Annotated in this window: 12 protein-coding genes; 8 read left to right on the forward strand and 4 right to left on the reverse strand. The window is 77.0% G+C overall.

The window, feature by feature from the left end:
* The 5 genes from ABTY56_RS08960 to ABTY56_RS08980 form a co-directional block, all read left to right on the forward strand.
* The coding region (locus ABTY56_RS08960; RefSeq protein WP_350627924.1) for a TOBE domain-containing protein at positions 1-140 on the forward strand (140 nt) is incomplete at its 5' end.
* 41 nt (positions 141-181) lie between these two features.
* Complete coding sequence (locus ABTY56_RS08965; protein WP_350627718.1) at positions 182-922, forward strand: glycerophosphodiester phosphodiesterase; 741 nt, start codon at positions 182-184, stop codon at positions 920-922.
* Complete coding sequence (locus ABTY56_RS08970) at positions 919-2,049, forward strand: winged helix DNA-binding domain-containing protein (RefSeq protein WP_350627720.1); 1,131 nt, start codon at positions 919-921, stop codon at positions 2,047-2,049. The genes ABTY56_RS08965 and ABTY56_RS08970 overlap by 4 nt, the downstream gene beginning before the upstream one ends.
* 92 nt (positions 2,050-2,141) lie before the next feature.
* Positions 2,142-3,230, forward strand: coding sequence for an AI-2E family transporter (locus ABTY56_RS08975; RefSeq protein ID WP_350627721.1), 1,089 nt, complete (start codon positions 2,142-2,144; stop codon positions 3,228-3,230).
* Between the two features lie 77 nt (positions 3,231-3,307).
* The gene (locus ABTY56_RS08980; RefSeq protein ID WP_350627723.1) at positions 3,308-4,189 is read left to right on the forward strand and encodes a Vgb family protein; all 882 of its coding nucleotides are present in this window, start codon (positions 3,308-3,310) and stop codon (positions 4,187-4,189) included.
* Here the strand turns inward: ABTY56_RS08980 and ABTY56_RS08985 are convergent.
* From ABTY56_RS08985 to ABTY56_RS08995, 3 genes are read right to left on the reverse strand one after another with little or no spacing between them, the layout of a single operon-like run.
* A complete protein-coding gene (locus ABTY56_RS08985) occupies positions 4,180-4,737 on the reverse strand; it encodes a GAF domain-containing protein (protein ID WP_350627724.1) in 558 nt (185 codons plus the stop codon). The genes ABTY56_RS08980 and ABTY56_RS08985 overlap by 10 nt on opposite strands.
* Positions 4,721-5,572 carry a S8 family peptidase gene (locus ABTY56_RS08990; RefSeq protein ID WP_350627725.1) on the reverse strand — a complete coding sequence of 284 codons (852 nt, stop codon included), beginning with the start codon at positions 5,570-5,572 and terminating at the stop codon, positions 4,721-4,723. The genes ABTY56_RS08985 and ABTY56_RS08990 overlap by 17 nt, the downstream gene beginning before the upstream one ends.
* Positions 5,569-8,685 carry an adenylate/guanylate cyclase domain-containing protein gene (locus tag ABTY56_RS08995; protein ID WP_350627726.1) on the reverse strand — a complete coding sequence of 1,039 codons (3,117 nt, stop codon included), beginning with the start codon at positions 8,683-8,685 and terminating at the stop codon, positions 5,569-5,571. The genes ABTY56_RS08990 and ABTY56_RS08995 overlap by 4 nt, the downstream gene beginning before the upstream one ends.
* Positions 8,686-9,073: 388 nt before the next feature.
* Here ABTY56_RS08995 and ABTY56_RS09000 point away from each other — a divergent pair, with 388 nt between their 5' ends.
* From ABTY56_RS09000 to lanKC, 3 genes are all read left to right on the forward strand, one after another.
* Positions 9,074-9,259, forward strand: a complete 186-nt coding sequence (locus ABTY56_RS09000; protein ID WP_350627728.1) for a hypothetical protein — start codon at positions 9,074-9,076, stop codon at positions 9,257-9,259.
* Positions 9,260-9,448: 189 nt separating this feature from the next.
* Complete coding sequence (locus tag ABTY56_RS09005; protein ID WP_350627730.1) at positions 9,449-10,669, forward strand: MFS transporter; 1,221 nt, start codon at positions 9,449-9,451, stop codon at positions 10,667-10,669.
* A 62-nt stretch (positions 10,670-10,731) separates the two neighbouring features.
* Positions 10,732-13,263, forward strand: coding sequence for a class III lanthionine synthetase LanKC (gene lanKC, locus ABTY56_RS09010; RefSeq protein ID WP_350627732.1), 2,532 nt, complete (start codon positions 10,732-10,734; stop codon positions 13,261-13,263).
* 36 nt (positions 13,264-13,299) lie between these two features.
* Here the strand turns inward: lanKC and ABTY56_RS09015 are convergent, their stop codons facing one another.
* Positions 13,300-15,141 (reverse strand): AfsR/SARP family transcriptional regulator, encoded by a 1,842-nt coding sequence (locus tag ABTY56_RS09015; RefSeq protein ID WP_350627734.1) that lies wholly within the window; start codon positions 15,139-15,141, stop codon positions 13,300-13,302.
* Positions 15,142-15,622 lie beyond the last annotated feature (481 nt).

The following is a 15,622-nucleotide window of genomic DNA, read 5'->3' on the forward strand; positions in this document are numbered from 1 at the left end:
CCCAGGTGGAGATCCAGGCCGGACCGTTCCGGGTGGTGTCGCTGATCAGCCGGGAGTCGGCCGAGGAGCTGAACCTGGTCCCCGGCGCCCCCGCCACGGCGGTCATCAAGTCCACCAACGTGATGATCGAGCGGCGCTGACGCCGCACCGACGAGTCCCGCAACCGCAACGAGAGGCCCGGATGCCACCACACCTGCCGACCACCCGGAGCGCGGGCACCGACCGCCACCCGCGCGTGCTGGCCGTCGCCCACCGCGGCGATCCGTACCGGCACCGCGAGAACACCCTGCCCTCCGTCGAGTCCGCGCTGGCCGCCGGCGCCGACGCCGTCGAGGTGGACGTCCAGCTCACCCGCGACCGGGTGCCCGTCCTGCTGCACGACCGCACCCTGGAACGGCTCTGGGGCGACCCGCGGTCGATCGACCGGGTCACCACCGAGCAGCTGGACGAGCTGCGCCAAGGCCCGCTCGCCGTCCCCACGCTCGCCGAGGCGATCAAGACGGTGACCGGCTTCGACGGCCGCCGGCTCCTCATCGACCTGGACGAGCCCGGCCCGGCCGCCGCCACCTGGTCCGTGGTCACCGGACTCGGCGCCGAACGGCTGGTCGCCTTCTGCGGCCCCGTCACCGCCATGCTCGCCGTGCGCGAACAGACCCCGGACGCCGAGATCGCGCTCACCTGGAAGCAGCCGCGGATGCCCGTCCGCACCCTGCTGGACGACCTGCGCCCGCGCTACCTCAACCCGCCCTTCGGCCTGGTCACCCCCGCGTTCACCGCCGCCGCCGCGGACGCCGGGCTCGCCGTCTCCACCTGGACCGCCGACCGGCGCCGCACCATGCGCCGCCTGCGGGACACCGGGGTCGCCTCCATCACCACCAACCGGATCGACGTGCTGCGCGCCGTGCTGGACGGCCGCCGGTGACGCAGTCGCAGTCGCAGTCGCAGTCGCAGTCGCAGCCGGTGCTGGGGCGGCGGGCGCTGGGCCGCGCCCTGCTGGCCCGTCAGCACCTGCTCGCCCGCACCGACCTGGAAGCCGCCGCGATGGTCCACCACCTCGGCGGCCTCCAGGCCCAGGCCGCGCCCCAACCGCCCTACCTCGGACTGCTCGCCCGACTCGACGGCTTCACGCCCGAGCGGCTCAGCACGCTGATCGAGCAGCGGGCGGCGGTCCGGATCGCCCTCCAGCGCGGCACCATCCACCTGGTCACCGCCGAGGACTGCCTGACGCTGCGCCCGCTGCTCCAACCCCTCCTGGACCAGCAGCTGCGCACCACCTACGGCAAACGGCTCGACGGGCTCGACCCGGACGCGCTCGCCGCCGAGGCCCGGGAGCTGGTCGAGGAGCAGCCGCGCACCTTCCAGCAGCTGGGCGCGCTGCTCGCCGAGGCCCGCCCGGACCGCGACCCGGCGGCGCTCGCCCAGGCCGCCCGCTGCCTGCTGCCGCTGGTGCAGGTACCGCCGCGCGGCCTGTGGGGGCACGGCGGCCCGGCCGCGCACACCACCGCCGAGGCCTGGCTGGGCCGCCCGCTCGACCCGGCGCCCTCCCTCGACGACCTGGTCCTGCGCTACCTCGCCGCCTTCGGCCCGGCCACCGCGGCCGACGTGAAGAAGTGGTCCGGCCGCTCCGGGCTCGCCCCGGTGTTGACCCGGCTGGCGCCGCGGCTGCTGACCTTCCGGGACGAGCAGGGCCGGCTGCTGTACGACCTGCCGAACGCCCCCCGGCCGGACGAGGACACCCCGGCGCCGGTGCGGCTGGTTGCGCCGTTCGACAACCTGCTGCTGTCGCACGCGGACCGCACCCGGGTGCTGCCCGAGGAGTACCGGGGGCGGGTGATGACGCAGAACGGGATCGTGCTCGGGACGCTGCTGGTGGACGGGCTGGTGGCCGGGTCCTGGCGGCTGACGGGCGAGCAGGAGGTCGTCGTGCGGCCGTTCGTGGCCCTGCGGCGGGCCGACCGGCAGGCGGCGGAGGCGGAGGCGCAGCGGGTGCTGGACTTCGCGGGCGGCGGCGAAGGGCGCGGGACGGTCCGGATCGAGGCGGTGGAGTAGCCGGGGCGGGGGGCGCACGACGGGCGGAGCGTCGGATTCTCTGCTGAGCTGGGTCGGTTCGGACTCGTCGACGACCCCGGCGGAGGTGGCCCGTGACCGTGGAGCGCGCGCCCGGCGACCAGCGGCGGCCCGACCGGCGCAGGCCGTACCTGATGCTGCCGCCCGCACTGCGGCAGGCGGCGGCCTGGTCGGCCGCGGTGATCCTGCTGATCGCCGTCGCCTCGCTGGTGGTCTTCGCGCTGGTCGAGCTGCGGGCCGCGACCGTGCCCTTCGTGGTGGCGCTGCTCGGCGCCTCGCTGCTCTACCCGGTGGTGCCCTGGCTGGTGCGGCGGGGCGTCGGGCGGGGCCTGGCCGCCGGGCTGACCTGCATCGTCCTGGTCGTGGCGGGCGGCGGGGTGATCGCGCTGCTGGTCAACTCCCTGGTGCACAGCGCCCCGCAGATCGCCGAGGCGCTGCCCGCGGCCGGGCGGCGGCTGGAGCAGTGGCTCGGCCCGCTCGGGCACAAGATCCAGCACGCCCTGAGCAATGCCAAGGGCGAGACCAACTCGCTGGTGTCGACCCTGACGAACAGCGTCCTGTCCGGACTCGGCCTGCTCACCCAGCTGATCACCGGTGCGGTGCTGTCGCTCGCCCTGGTCTTCTTCTTCCTCCGCGACGGCCACCGCACCGGCGACGCCATCCGCTCCTACCTGCCCGGGCGCGGCGCCGAGACCGTCATCGCCTGCGCCGAACGGGCCTTCGACGCGATGGCGGGCTTCATGCGCGGCACCACCCTGATCGCACTGATCGACGCGACCTTCATCACCATCGGTCTGCTCGCGCTCGGCGTGCCCGGTGCGGCCGGCCTCGGCGCGCTGGTGTTCATGGGCGCGTACATCCCCTTCGTCGGTGCCTTCCTGTCCGGCACGGTGGCGGTCCTGGTGGCCCTCGCCGACGGCGGCCTCGGCACGGCGCTCTGGGCGCTCGGCGTGGTCCTCGCCGTCCAGATGATCGAGGGCAACGTGCTGCAGCCGGTCATCCAGAGCCGGACGGTCGAGCTGCACCCGGCCACCATCATGGTCGCCGTGGTGGCGGGCTCGGGGATCGCGGGCATCATCGGCGCCCTGCTCGCCGTCCCGGTCTGCGCGGCGGTGGCGGGCGTGGTCTCGGTGCTGCGCGGGCTCCCGGAGCAGGGTGCGTAATCGGCTTGTCGTGGGCGGGCGGGGCATGGCAACATCACTAATGCGACGGGAGTCGCGATAGTGCCGGAGGGGTGCGGATGGAACTGATCGAGGTGGCCGACCGGGGTGCCGGGCCGTACGGAGTCGCCGTGGGAGCCGACGGCGGGGTGTGGTTCACGCTGGTGCACGCCGGGGAGATCGGACGGCTGGCGGCGGACGGCACGGTCCAGCGGTACGGGCTCGGCGCGCCGGAGTGCGGGCCCGCCGTGATCGCGGCCGGCCCCGACGGGGCGATGTGGTTCAGCCGGATGCGGGACCACCGGATCGGGCGGATCGACGCGGACGGGACGGCGCGCTCCTTCGCGCTGCCGGGCGGGGACCCCGGGCCGTACGGGATCGCCGCCGGCCCGGACGGCGCCCTGTGGTTCACCGAGATGACCGCGAACCGGATCGGGCGGATCACCGTGGACGGCGAGGTGACGGAGCATCCGCTGCCGGTCGCGGGGGCGTTCCCGTCGCTGATCACGGCCGGGCCGGACGGCGCCCTGTGGTGCACGCTCAACCAGGCGGACGCCGTCGCCCGGATCACCGTGGGCGGCGAGGTGACCGTCCACCGGCTGCCCACCGGCGGCACCGCGCCGGTCGGGATCACCGCCGGGCCGGACGGCGCGCTCTGGTACGTCGGCATCGGCGGCGGGCTGGTCGGGCGGATCACCCCGGCCGGCGAGGTGACGGAATACCCGCTGGCCGACCCGGCCGCCAAGCCGCACGCCGTCGCGGCGGGGCCGGACGGCCGGCTCTGGTTCACCGAGTGGGGCGCCGGCCGGATCGGGGTGCTCACCCCGGACGGGCGGCTCGACGGGCACCCCGTCCCGGGCGAGGGCGCCGAACCGCACGGCATCGCCGTCGCCCCGGACGGCACGGTGTACGCGGCGCTGGAACGCGGGCAGATCGCCCGTCTGGCGTCGGCTCAGGGCTGACGGCGCAGCAGTTCCTCCAGGTCGGCGAGGAGGCCGAGGGCGGCGGCGCGGTCCGGGGCCGGCTCCGGGGCCGGGGCGCGGTCGGCGATCACCCGCAGGGCGGCCGCGGCCTGGCGGGCGAACATGGCCAGCAGGTCAAGCTCGGGCAGGCTCGCGCGGGCCTTCGGGGCCGGGTCCAGGACCTCCAGGACGCCGAGGACCCGGCTGCCGTGGGTGAGCGGCGCGGCCATCAGGGCGTTCGGGACGTACGCGGTGGACTCGGCGAAGTCCCGGTCGAAGGTGCGGTTCGCGCCCAGGTCGTCGACCACCATCGGCTCGCCCGAGGCGGCGACCCAGCCGGCGATGCCCTGGCCGGCCGGGAAGCGGCGGCCGACCAGGGACTCCTCGCCGCGCCCGGAGACCGCCTGGAACACCAGCTCCCCGGCCGTCTCGTCGAGCAGGCAGACCGAGCCGGCCTGGGCGCCGAAGATCGCCCGGGCGACGTCCACCACGGACTGCAGCAGCTCGCGGGCCAGCGGATCGACGGCGGGGTCAGTGCTGAGGGTCATCGGGCGCCTCCGGGGTGGGGGTGGTCGGGACCTGGACGTTGGCCGCGGTGAGGTAGAGCGCGCTCTTCAGCTGGAAGGTGGTCAGCCTCGGCCGCCGGGACAGGATGCGGGCGCAGAGCCCGGCCACGTACGGGGTGGCGAAGCTGTTTCCGGTGGTGCGGATGGTGGCGCCGCCGAGCCAGGGCACCCGGACGTTCTGGCCGGGGGCGAAGAACTCGACCGGCGGCGCCGGGTTGTACAGGTGCAGGTCCGGGTCGTCCTCCTGGTGGCTGCCCACCGAGATGACCGAGGAGAACCGCCACGGGAAGCTCTCCACCGGGGTGTTGTGGGCGGAGGCGACGATCGCGGTGCGGGCGAAGAAGGCGTCGTCGGCGATCGCGTGCAGGTCCTCCAGGAAGCGGGTCCGGGTGGTGGAGAGGCTGAGGTTGACGACGTCGAAGCCCTGCCCGACGGCCCAGCGCAGGCCTTCGATCAGCATGTCGCCGGTGCCGGTGAAGCGCTCGCCGAGCACCCGGACGCTGTAGAGCTCGCAGTCCGGGGCGGTGCGGCGGATGATCCCGGCGCAGGCGGTGCCGTGGCCGCAGGTGTCGCCGGCGGTGTCGGGGCGGACGGTCAGCTCCCGGGTGACCGGGTCCTTGACCACGGCCCAGGAGCCCTGCAGCGGGCCGACCAGCGGGTGGTCCGGCTCGACCCCGGAGTCGACCACGCAGACCCGCACGCCCTTGCCGGTGCCGGCGCTGCCGTCGTCGCCGTCGGCGGGGCGGTCGGCCAGGACCGGGAGGTCGGCGGGGCCGCGGTCGCGCAGGCTCCAGGTGAGGCCGGCCGGGCCGCTCACCGGGTGCCCCCGAGCCGCTCGGCCCGCCGGACGCCGGGCAGGTGGCCCTTGGCGGCGAAGTGGTCCCGGGCGAGGGCGGCGGCCACGGCGGCCTCGGCGGGGCGGTCGAGCAGCAGCAGGGCGTGCGCGCGGTCGAGCGCGGTGAGCGCCTGGAGCAGCAGCGACTCGGTGGCCTCGGCCGCGTCCAGGGCGGCAGAGGTGAGGTCCAGTGCCGGCAGGACCTCGCCCCGGGCGGCGGCGAGCCGGCCGCGCAGCGCGTCCAGCTCGACGGCGAGCACCGGCGGCAGCGCGGCGACGGCGTCCGCGCCGTCCAGGTGCCGGGCGGCCTGGGCGGGGCGGTCGGTGTCCAGCAGGACCCGGGCGGTGGTCAGGGCGAGCCGCGGCAGCGGGGCGGCGGCGCCCTGGTGGCGCGCGATCTCGGCGGCGTCGGCCAGCAGGTCCAGCGCCTGGCCGGACTGGCCGGTGGCGGCGGCGGCCTGGGCGGTCAGGGCCGGCAGTGCGACCATCGCCTCCGCCAGGGACAGTTCCCCGGCCAGTCCGTTGGCCTCGGCGAGCAGCAGCTCGGCCTCCTCGGGGCGGTCCCGCAGGGCCAGCAGGACGGCCAGCGGGCCGTTCAGCGCGACCCGGACGGTCCGGCGGCCGGTGCCGTGCTCGGCGAGCAGGGCCCGCAGCCGGAAGGTGGCGTTCGGTACGGGCTCGGGCCCGGCCAGCAGCGAGGCGGCCAGCGCGGCCAGCACGGCGGCCCGGTCCAACTCGGCGTCGGTGCGGGAGACCTGGTCGAGCGCCTGCTCCAGCAGCTGATCGGCCTCGGTGTGCCGGCCCGCCAGCAGGCGCTCCTCGGCCAGCCGCAGCCGGGCGCGGGCCTGGCCGAGGTCGTCCCCGGAGTCGGTGAACAGCGGCAGGACGGCGCGGGCGGTGGCGGCGGGCTGGTCCTGGCCGGGCGGCAGACCGCGGGCGGCCAGGGCGAGCCGGGCGTGCGCGGCGTCCAGCGGGTCGGCGGCCGCGTCGCGCACCTGGGCGAGGACGGGCAGGGCCTCGTCGGCACGCCCGACGGCGAGCCGGGCCTCGCCGAGGCGGCGCAGGACGGGGCCGGCGGCGCGCTCGTTGGGGTAGTGCAGCCGGACGGCGCGCTCCAGCAGGTCGACGGCGGCGGGGAGGTCGGCGCGGGCCAGGGCGGCGGCCCCGGCGGCGCCGAGGGCGGCGGCCGCGCGGGTGCGCAGGGTGTCGGTGCGGGCGTCCAGCAGGCCGAGTTCCAGCCGGTAGCGGTGGGCGCGCTCCAGGTGGCCGCCGACGGCGCCGTCCCCGGCGGAGCGGACGGCGGGCAGGTCGGAGGCGCGCTCGTGGCGCTCGGCGCGGGCCCGCTTGGACATCGACTGGTAGACCGACTCCTGGACCAGGCCGCTGCTGAACCGGTAGCCGGGGCCGGCCGGTTCGACCAGGCGGCGCTCGGCCAGCCGGGCCAGCGCGGCGTGCAGCCGCGGCGGGGTGTCGTCGCCGTCGGCGGGCGGGCCGGCCGGCAGGCCGTCGATCGGGCCGGTGAAGACGTCGTCCTCCGGGTCCGCGAAGGCGTCCTGATCGGTGCCGCCGTGGGCGAGTTCGGCCAGCTCGGCGGCGGTGAAGGCGCGGCCGAGCACGGCGGCGAGGTCCAGCGTGGCGCGCTCGTCGCGCTCCAGCCCGTCGATCTGGGCGCTGAGCAACGCCCTTCCGGTGGGCGGGAGTTCGTCGGCCAGCGCGGGGCCGTCGGCCTCGGTGAGGGCGGCCAGCAGCTCCTCCAGGTGCAGCGGGTTGCCCTCGGCGCGCTCCAGCAGCCGGGACGGCACCGTGTCCTGGTGGGCGCTCAGCTCCGTCAACTGGGCCGCCAGCAGGGCGGATTCGTCCCAGGACAGGCCGCCGACCGGCAGCCTCGGCAGCTCCGGGCGGGCGGCCGGGAGCTCGGGGCGGGCCAGGCAGAGCAGCAGCACGGGGGCCGTGCCGAGCTCCTCGGTCAGCCGCTCGGCGGCGTCCAGCAGGGCCGGGCCGGCCCACTGGCAGTCGTCCAGGACCAGGACGGCGGGGCGCTCCACGGTGCGCCCGCGCAGGATCGCGGCCAGCAGCTCCAGCGACCGCCCGGCGCCGACGCCCGGCGCGGTCGCCTCGTCCAGCCGGGCCAGCGCCTCGGCCGGGGCGGCGCCCTCGGGCTCGTCCAGCAGGGTGCGGACGGCCTCCGCGAGCGGCGCCAGCACACCCTGCTCGCCGAAGCTGCGGCAGCGGGCGGTGCCGCAGCGCGCGGTGCGCCGGCCCACCCGTTCGCGCCACTCGCGCACCAGCCGGGTCTTGCCGATCCCGGCCTCGCCGGCCACCAGCAGCAGCTCGGCGCCCGAGCCGCCCGCCACCCGGGCCAACGCGGCGTCCAGCGCGTCCAGTTCGCGCTCCCGGCCGACCAGCGGGACGTCGAAGCGGCGCAGCAGCTCCGGGTCGTCCTCGTCCAGGCCGACCAGCCGGTAGGCGGTGACCGGCTCGGCCTTGCCCTTGAGCTGCAGCGGGCCGACCTCGTCCACCTGGGCGGCCGGGCCGGCCGCCCGCAGCGTCTGCGGGCCGATCAGCACCTGGCCGGGGGCGGCCCGGGTCTGCAGCCGGGCGGCGATGTTCACGGTCTCGCCGGAGATCAGTGCCTGGCGCGCCGAGGCGTCCGAACCCGCCACCACCTGGCCGGTGTTGACGCCGATCCGGACGTCCAGGCGGACCCCGAGGGTGGCGTCCAGCTCGGTGTTGAGGTCCTCCAGGTCCTCCAGCATGGCGAGTGCGGCGGCCAGCGCCCGGTGGGCGTCGTCCTCGCGGATCACCGGGACGCCGAAGACGGCCATCACGGCGTCCCCGATGAACTTCTCCAGGGTGCCGCCGTGCGCCTCGATCTGTCGGTGCATCCGCTCGAAGTAGCGCAGGATCACCTCGCGCAGCGTCTCCGGGTCGAGCGCGCCGGACAGGGCGGTGGAGTCGACCAGGTCGCAGAACACCACCGTGACCAGCTTGCGCTCCTCGGCGACCAGGTCGAGGGCGGCGGCCCGCGGCGTGCCGCAGGAGGGGCAGAACTGGTCGTTCGTGGCGACGAGTTGGGCGCAGAGTGGGCAGGGCATGGGGCCGTCCTTCGGTCGTCCTCCGCTGTGCGGGGCGTACGGGGCGCGGGCGATGCGGGTGCTCGGGCGATGCCGATGCCGGTGCCGCGTGCGTGGGCGTTCGGGCGTTCGGGGTCAGGGTCGCGGGGGCGGCTTCGGGCCCGGTTCGGGAGCGCCTGGCGACCGGTATGGCCGCAGGTGGGGCCGGGTACCGGCGTGCCGTACGGCGCCCGGCGGGCCACGGCCGGCGGTGTCGGCGGCGCCCCGACCTGCGGCCATACCGGCAACCAACCGCCATCAAAACCGGGCGCAGCCGGCCCCGCCCACCATGGTCGGCACGGCGGGTGGCAGTCAGTCGGGAAACCGCCGTCACCACCGCAACAGCCCACCTGTGGAAGGGAGTTCGACCATGGCTGAGAACATGGACCAGAACATGGACCAGAACGTCGGCGAGAACGGCGAGGAGACCCCGGAGGTCGAGGCGCACGCCGCCAACATCCTGGACCTGCAGTCGATGAAGGTGCTCTCCGAGGCCTCGGACGGCAACTGCTTCAGCCTGATCAGCTACGTCGCCGGCGCCGAGACCTCCGCCTGACACCGGCTGCCACCAGGCCGGTGGGCAGGCCGGTCGTCAGGCCGGCCGCCGGACCGGTCATCAGGCCGAACACGGGGAAGGGCGCACCACCGTCCCCGGCCGCCGGCCGCAGCGCAAGGCTTCCGGGGCGGTCCCGTCGAGACGGGGCCGCCCCGGCCCGATGCCACCACCCCACCACGGAGGACGGCCATGGAGCCCACCCCGCTCGCCCGCAACCGGGACTTCCGGCTGCTCTGGGTCGGCGGCCTGCTGGCCTCGCTCGGCTCCCAACTCGCCTCGATCGCCCTGCCGTTGCTGGTCCTGCGGGAGACCGGATCGGCCGCCCGGGCGGGCGCCATCGGCACCGTGTCGGTCGGCGCGCTGCTGCTCACCATGCTGCCCGGCGGCGTGCTCGCCGACCGGATCGAGCGCCGCCGGCTGATGCGGATCTGCGACGTCGGCAGCCTGCTGGCGGTCAGCGCCCTGGTCGTCGCCGTGCTGCGCGGGCACGCCCCGCTGCCGCTGGTCCTGCTGGTCGCCGCCGCCGGGGCGCTGATCTCCAGCGTCTACGGGCCCGCCGCCGGCGCCCTGCTGCGCGCGGTGGTGCCGCGCGAGCAGGCCCGGGAGGCCTCCTCCCGGATGCAGGCGCGCGGCGCCGCCGCCCGGCTGGTCGGCCCGCTCGGCGGCGGCGCGCTGTTCGCCTGGCACCCGGTGCTGCCGTTCCTCGCCGAGGGCGTCGGACTGCTGCTGTCGACGGTCTGCGTGGCCCTGATGCGGACCCGCTCGACGCCCGCCGAGAAGAGCGGATCGGTCTTCAGCAAACAGGAGTTGACCGCCGGGCTGGCCTTCATCTGGCACCAGCCCTACCTGCGGACCCTGCTGCTGATCTTCGGACTCGGGATGAACTTCGCCTTCAGCGCGCTGATGTTCGCCACCCTGGCCGTCGCCTCCGACGGCGGGCACTCCGGGGTCGGCGGCGGCACGGTCGTCTCCTGCACCGCGGCCGGCGCCCTGGCCGGTGCGCTGCTCGCGCCGCGACTGGGCGCCCGGGCGCGCGACGGCAGCCTGGTGGCGCTCGCCTGCTGGGCGTCCGCGCTGACGGCCGGGGTGCTGACGGTGACCAGGGCGCCGGTGGTGATCGGGCTGCTCTGCGCCGCCTGCATGTGCCTGTCCACCATCGCCAGCATCGGCTTCGTCTCCGGCATGCTGCTGGCCGCGCCGCCGGACCGGATCGGCCGGGTGCAGAGCGCCGCCGGCTTCCTGTCCACCCTGATCCAGCCGTTCGGCCCGCTGGTGGGCGGCACCCTGCTCGGCTCCGTCGGCGGCACCCGGACCTTCGGGCTGCTGGCGCTCGCCATCGCGCTCTGCGCGGCCGTGGTCACCTGGGCACCGCCGGTGCGGCGCGGACCGGTGCCGGTCCCCGCCGTCTGACCCACCCCGCCCCGCTCGCCCCGGACCGACCGGAGGAGAGTGACCGGAAGAGGAGGCGCGCCATGGCCGGCGCCCACGAGACCCAGCTGTACTGCCTCGCCGACCCGCTGTACTACGACACCCCCGGGCGGCTGCGCGACCGGGCGAGCCGCTACGCGCCGGGCCTCGGCGAGCCGCCCGACGGCTGGCGGCGCGAGCAGCGGGGCCTGTGGACGGTCCTGCGGCCCGACGGCGTCCGGCTGCCGGAGCAGGGCTGGAAGCTGCACGTGTCGGCGGTGGAGGACGGCGCCGAGCAGACGCTGGCCGTCGTCGCGCGGATCTGCACGGCGCGCCGGGTGGCGTTCAAGTTCCAGCGCAGCGCGGCGGCGCTGCGGGTGGTGAACGGCAAGTTCACCGGCCGCGGGAGCAGCGGCAAGTTCGTCACCGTGTACCCGGCCTCCGAGGAGCAGTTCGTCGGGCTGGCCGAGGAGTTGGCGGCCGCACTGGACGGGCGCCCCGGGCCGTACGTGCTGACCGACCTGCGGATCGGCACCGCCCCGGTGTACGCGCGCTACGGCGCGTTCGTCGAGCTGTGGTGCGAGGACGAGTCCGGCCGGCCGGTGCCCGCGCTGCGCGACCCGTCCGGAACGCTCGTCCCGGACTCGCGCGAGCCGGTGTTCCGGCTGCCGGCGTGGGTCGAGCCGCCCGCGGCGCTGCGCCCGCACCTGGCCGCGCGGGAGGCCGCCGCGGGCCACCTGCCGTACCGGATCACCGAGGTGCTGCAGTTCTCCGGCGCCGGCGGGATCTACCTGGCCGAGCGCCCGGACACCGGGGAGCGGGTGGTGCTGCGCGAGGCCCGCCCGTACGCCGGGCTGGACGCCGCCGGGGCGGACGCCGCCACCCGGCTGCGGCGCGAGCAGTGGGCGCTGGAGCGGCTGGCCGGGCTTGACTGCGTGCCCCGGCTGCACGAGGTGCGCACGGTGTGGGAGCACACCTTCCTGGTGCAGGAGCACATCGAGGGCGTCCAGCTGTTCGCCGAGGCGATCCGGCGCTACCCGCTGGTGCACCAGGACTGCACGGCGGAGCAGCGTGCCGAGTACGCGCGGTGGGTCGCCGGGGTGGTGACCGGGCTGGAGAAGGCGCTCGGCGCGCTGCACGAGCGGGGCGTGCGGTTCGGGGACCTGCACCCGGCCAACGTGGTGCTCCGGCCGGACGGCTCGGTGGTGCTGGTGGACTTCGAGTACGCGGCGGACCTGGACGACCGGCGGGTGCCGACGGCCGGCGCGGCCGGGTTGCGGGTCCCGCCGGGCCTGGACGGCGCCGAGGCGGACCGGTTCATGCTGTGGGCGACCTGGCTGATGCTGCTGATGCCGGTGCCGGAGCTGGCCGACCGCGACCCGGGCAAGCTCGCGGCGCTGGAGCGGCGGGCACGGCAGTGGTTCGGACTCGGGCCGGAGGAGGGGCCGGTGCGCCCAGGCGTGTTGACGGCGCGGACGGACTCGGTGAGCGAGCGGCGGGGCCGGGAACTGCTCGCCGGCCCCTCCTGGGCCCGGGCGCGGAACGAGCTGGTCGCGGGCATCCACGCGGGCGCCACCCCGGACCGGCCGGACCGGCTCTTCCCCGGCGACGTGGCCGGGTTCGCCGACGGCGGCACGGGCGTCGCGCACGGCGCGGCCGGGGTGCTGTACGCACTGCACCGGACCGGCGCCGACCGGCCGCAGGAGTACACGGACTGGCTGGTCGCGGCGGTGCGCCGGCGTGGAGCCCGGCCGGGCACGGGCGGGCTGTACGACGGCCCGCTCGGCGTCGCCGTGGTGCTGGCCCGGCTGGGGCGGCCGGAGGCGGCGGAGGAACTGCTGGCCGGGGCCCGCACGGCCCGTCCGGCGCGTCAGGTCGGTCTGTTCGGCGGGCGGGCCGGCGCCGCGCTCGCCCGGCTGCGGCTGGCGGACGCGCTGGGCGGCCGGCGGGCGGAGGCGGACGCGCTGGCCGACGCCTGCGAGCTGGCGGCGGTGGTCCGCGGCGAGCCGGTGGACGGCCTCGACGCGCCCGCGGCGGCCGGGCTGCTGTACGGCCTGGCGGGCATCGCGCTGCTGCAGCTGCGGCTGTACCGCCGGACCGGCGAGCCGTGGCTGCTGGACTCGGCGCGGCTGGCGCTGGAGCGGGCGACGGCGCAGTGCGTCCGGGTGCCGGACGGCTCGCGGCAGGTGCTGGAGGCCGGACGGCGGCTGGCGTACCTGGACCGCGGGAGCAGCGGGATCGCCCTGGTGCTGCGGGAGTACCAGGAGACGGCCGAACTGCCCGGCGGGGAGGCGTTCCTGGCGGACGTGCGGAAGGTCTGCGCGCCCGGGTTCATCCGGGAGCCGGGGCTGTTCCGAGGGCGGGTCGGGCTGACGCTGGCACTGGACCGGCTGGGCGGGGCGCCGGAGGCCGCGGCCGGGCAGGTGGCGCGGCTGCAGTGGCACCTGGTGGCGCGGCCCGAGGGGCTGCTCGTCCCCGGGATGCGGCTGCGACGGTTCTCGGCGGACCTGCACACGGGGGCGGCGGGCGTGCTGCTGGGGCTGTGGGGGCTGGAGGAGGAGCGCGGGGACGTGCTGGACCTGCTGACCCTGGGGTGAGGGCCCCCGCGGCGGCCGCGGGGCCCCGACGCGGCGTCAGGAGGCGGCGGTGAGGGGGTCCGCCGCGCGCTCGCGGGCGTGCAGGTGGGTCAGCCGGGGGAGCGCGTAGAGGGCGGCGTGGGCGGTGACCTCGCCGGTGGGGGAGGTGACGGCCCCGGTGTCGGTCAGCGCCTCCAGGGTGCGCAGGGCCAGGCGTTCGGGGCGGCCGAGGGCGGCGGCGGCCTCGGGGAGGGTGAAGAGCAGGGACAGCGGCAGGGCGGCGAGCCGGGCGAGGGCGAGGCGGCCCTGGTCGGTGAGGTCCCGCCAGCCGGAGTCGAGGCGGGCCCGGACGGTGACGTCCCCGGCGACCAGCTCGTCCAGGGCGCCCGCCGGGTCCTCCAGCCGGGCCGCGTACTCGGCGAGCGGGAGGTGGCGCAGCACGGCGAGCCGGGTGCCGGCCACCCGGACGGCGAGCGGCAGCAGCCCGCAGGCGTCGACGATCCGGGCGGCGGCCGCGCGGTCGGTGCCGATCCGGCCGGTGCCCACGATGCGGCCGAGCAGTTCCAGGGCCTCGGCGGGGGCAAGCGGCGGGACGGTGATCCGGTGCACCGAGGCCAGGCCGGCCAGCTGACTGCGCGAGGTGACCAGCACGGCGCTCGGGCCGTGGCCCGGCAGCAGCTCCCGCACCACCGACTCGTCCGGGGCGTCGTCCAGCACCAGCAGCATCCGGCGCCCGGCGAGGGAGGCCCGCCACAGGGCGGCGGCCTGGCCGGGGTCGGCCGGGGCGGGGCCGGCCTGGGTGGCGCCCGGTCGGCCGGTGAGGGCGGCGAGTTCGGCCAGCACCTCGGGCAGTGGGCGCGGGGCGCCGTCGACGGTGCGCAGCCGGACGAGCAGCCGGCCGTCCGGGAAGCGGTCGGCGAGCAGGTGGCCGGCGTGTACGGCGAGCGCGGTCTTGCCCATGCCGGCCGGGCCGGAGAGCACGGTGACCCGGCCGCCGCCCGCACCCGACTCGTCCACCAGCTCGCGCAGTTCGGCGCTCCTGCCGGTGAAGTCGGCGGTGTCGGCGGGGAGCAGGACGCCGTGCGGGGCCGCGCCGCGCTCCGGGCGGGACGCGGCGGGCCCGGAGCGGCCGCGGGCGAGCAGCTCGCGGTAGCGGGCGGTCAGGGCGGGGCTCGGCTCCAGGCCCAACTCGCGGGCGAGCAGCTGGCGGTGGGTGTCGTAGACGGCGAGCGCCTCGGCCTGCCGGCCGCACAGGTGCAGGGCGTTCATCCGGGCCGCCTGGAGTCGTTCGCGCAGCGGGTGGCGCTCGGCGGGCTCGGCCAGTTCCTCGGCGACGGCGGTGGCGTTGCCGAGCTCCAACTCCGTCTCCGCCCAGTCCTCGTGGACACCCAGGCAGCGGGTCTCCAGCCGCTGGGCCTCGGCCGCGACGGCGGGGGAGGAGCGCAGGTCGGCGAGCGGCGGGCCCTGCCACAGGTCGAGGGCCTGCCGCAGCAGCCGGGCGGCCGGGGCGAGCGCACCGCCGTCGGCGGCGGCCCGGCCGGCCCGGGCGAGGGCCCGGAACTGCAGGAGGTCCAGCTCGGGTTCGGCCGCCCGCAGCAGGTAGCCGCCGGCCGAGTGGACCAGCCGGTCCGGCCCGTACTCGCGGCCGAACAGGGTGCGCAGGGTGCAGATGTAGACCTGGAGGTTCTTGCGGGCGGTGCGCGGCGGCTCCTCGGGCCAGACCGCGTCGGTGAGCAGGTCGACCGGGACGGCGGTGTTGGCGCGGCTCAGCAGGACGGCCAGCACCAGCCGCTGCTTCAGCGGGCCGAGGGCCAGCGGGCGGCCGTCGGCCGCGCCGGTGAGCGGGCCGAGGACGGAGAAGCGCAGCAGCGTGGGGGCGGCGGGCTGGGCCAGGGGCATCGGCGTACCTCCGGGGCGAGGGCGGTTCTGCGGCGGTTCCGGGGCGGTGCTTGCGGTGCTGACGTGTACGGGGCGGTGCTGACGTGCGTGGGACGCGGTGCGGCGGGAGTGCGGGACGTTCGACCGCGGTCGTCGGTGGGCGCAGGCTACTTGACGGTCGATCGGCACTGAAGGGCACGGAATCGGGCGGGTTCACGCACGCGGCCCTCACAACCCGGGCGTCCGGGGGTGGGATCGGCGGCTGGATTCGCACCGGTGTGCGGATGACGTTCCGGCAGGTCGGACGGGCTGGGCGGCGCGGCCGGCACCCGGCGCGGGGGCGGCGCGCGGTCGTCTGCCGGACCCCCGCCCGGGAGGGCGGGGAACGCGGCGTTCCGGTGGTTCTCGACCGGGCCTCCGTGGCCGGGCGAGCGCGGCCCGAGCAGGAGGGGGTGGTCAGGAGGTCCCGGTCCGCCGGTCGGGAGGTCCCGGCCGGGGCCCG

The organism is Kitasatospora sp. NPDC097691, from assembly GCF_040302665.1.
Taxonomy (GTDB): Bacteria; Actinomycetota; Actinomycetes; order Streptomycetales; family Streptomycetaceae; genus Kitasatospora.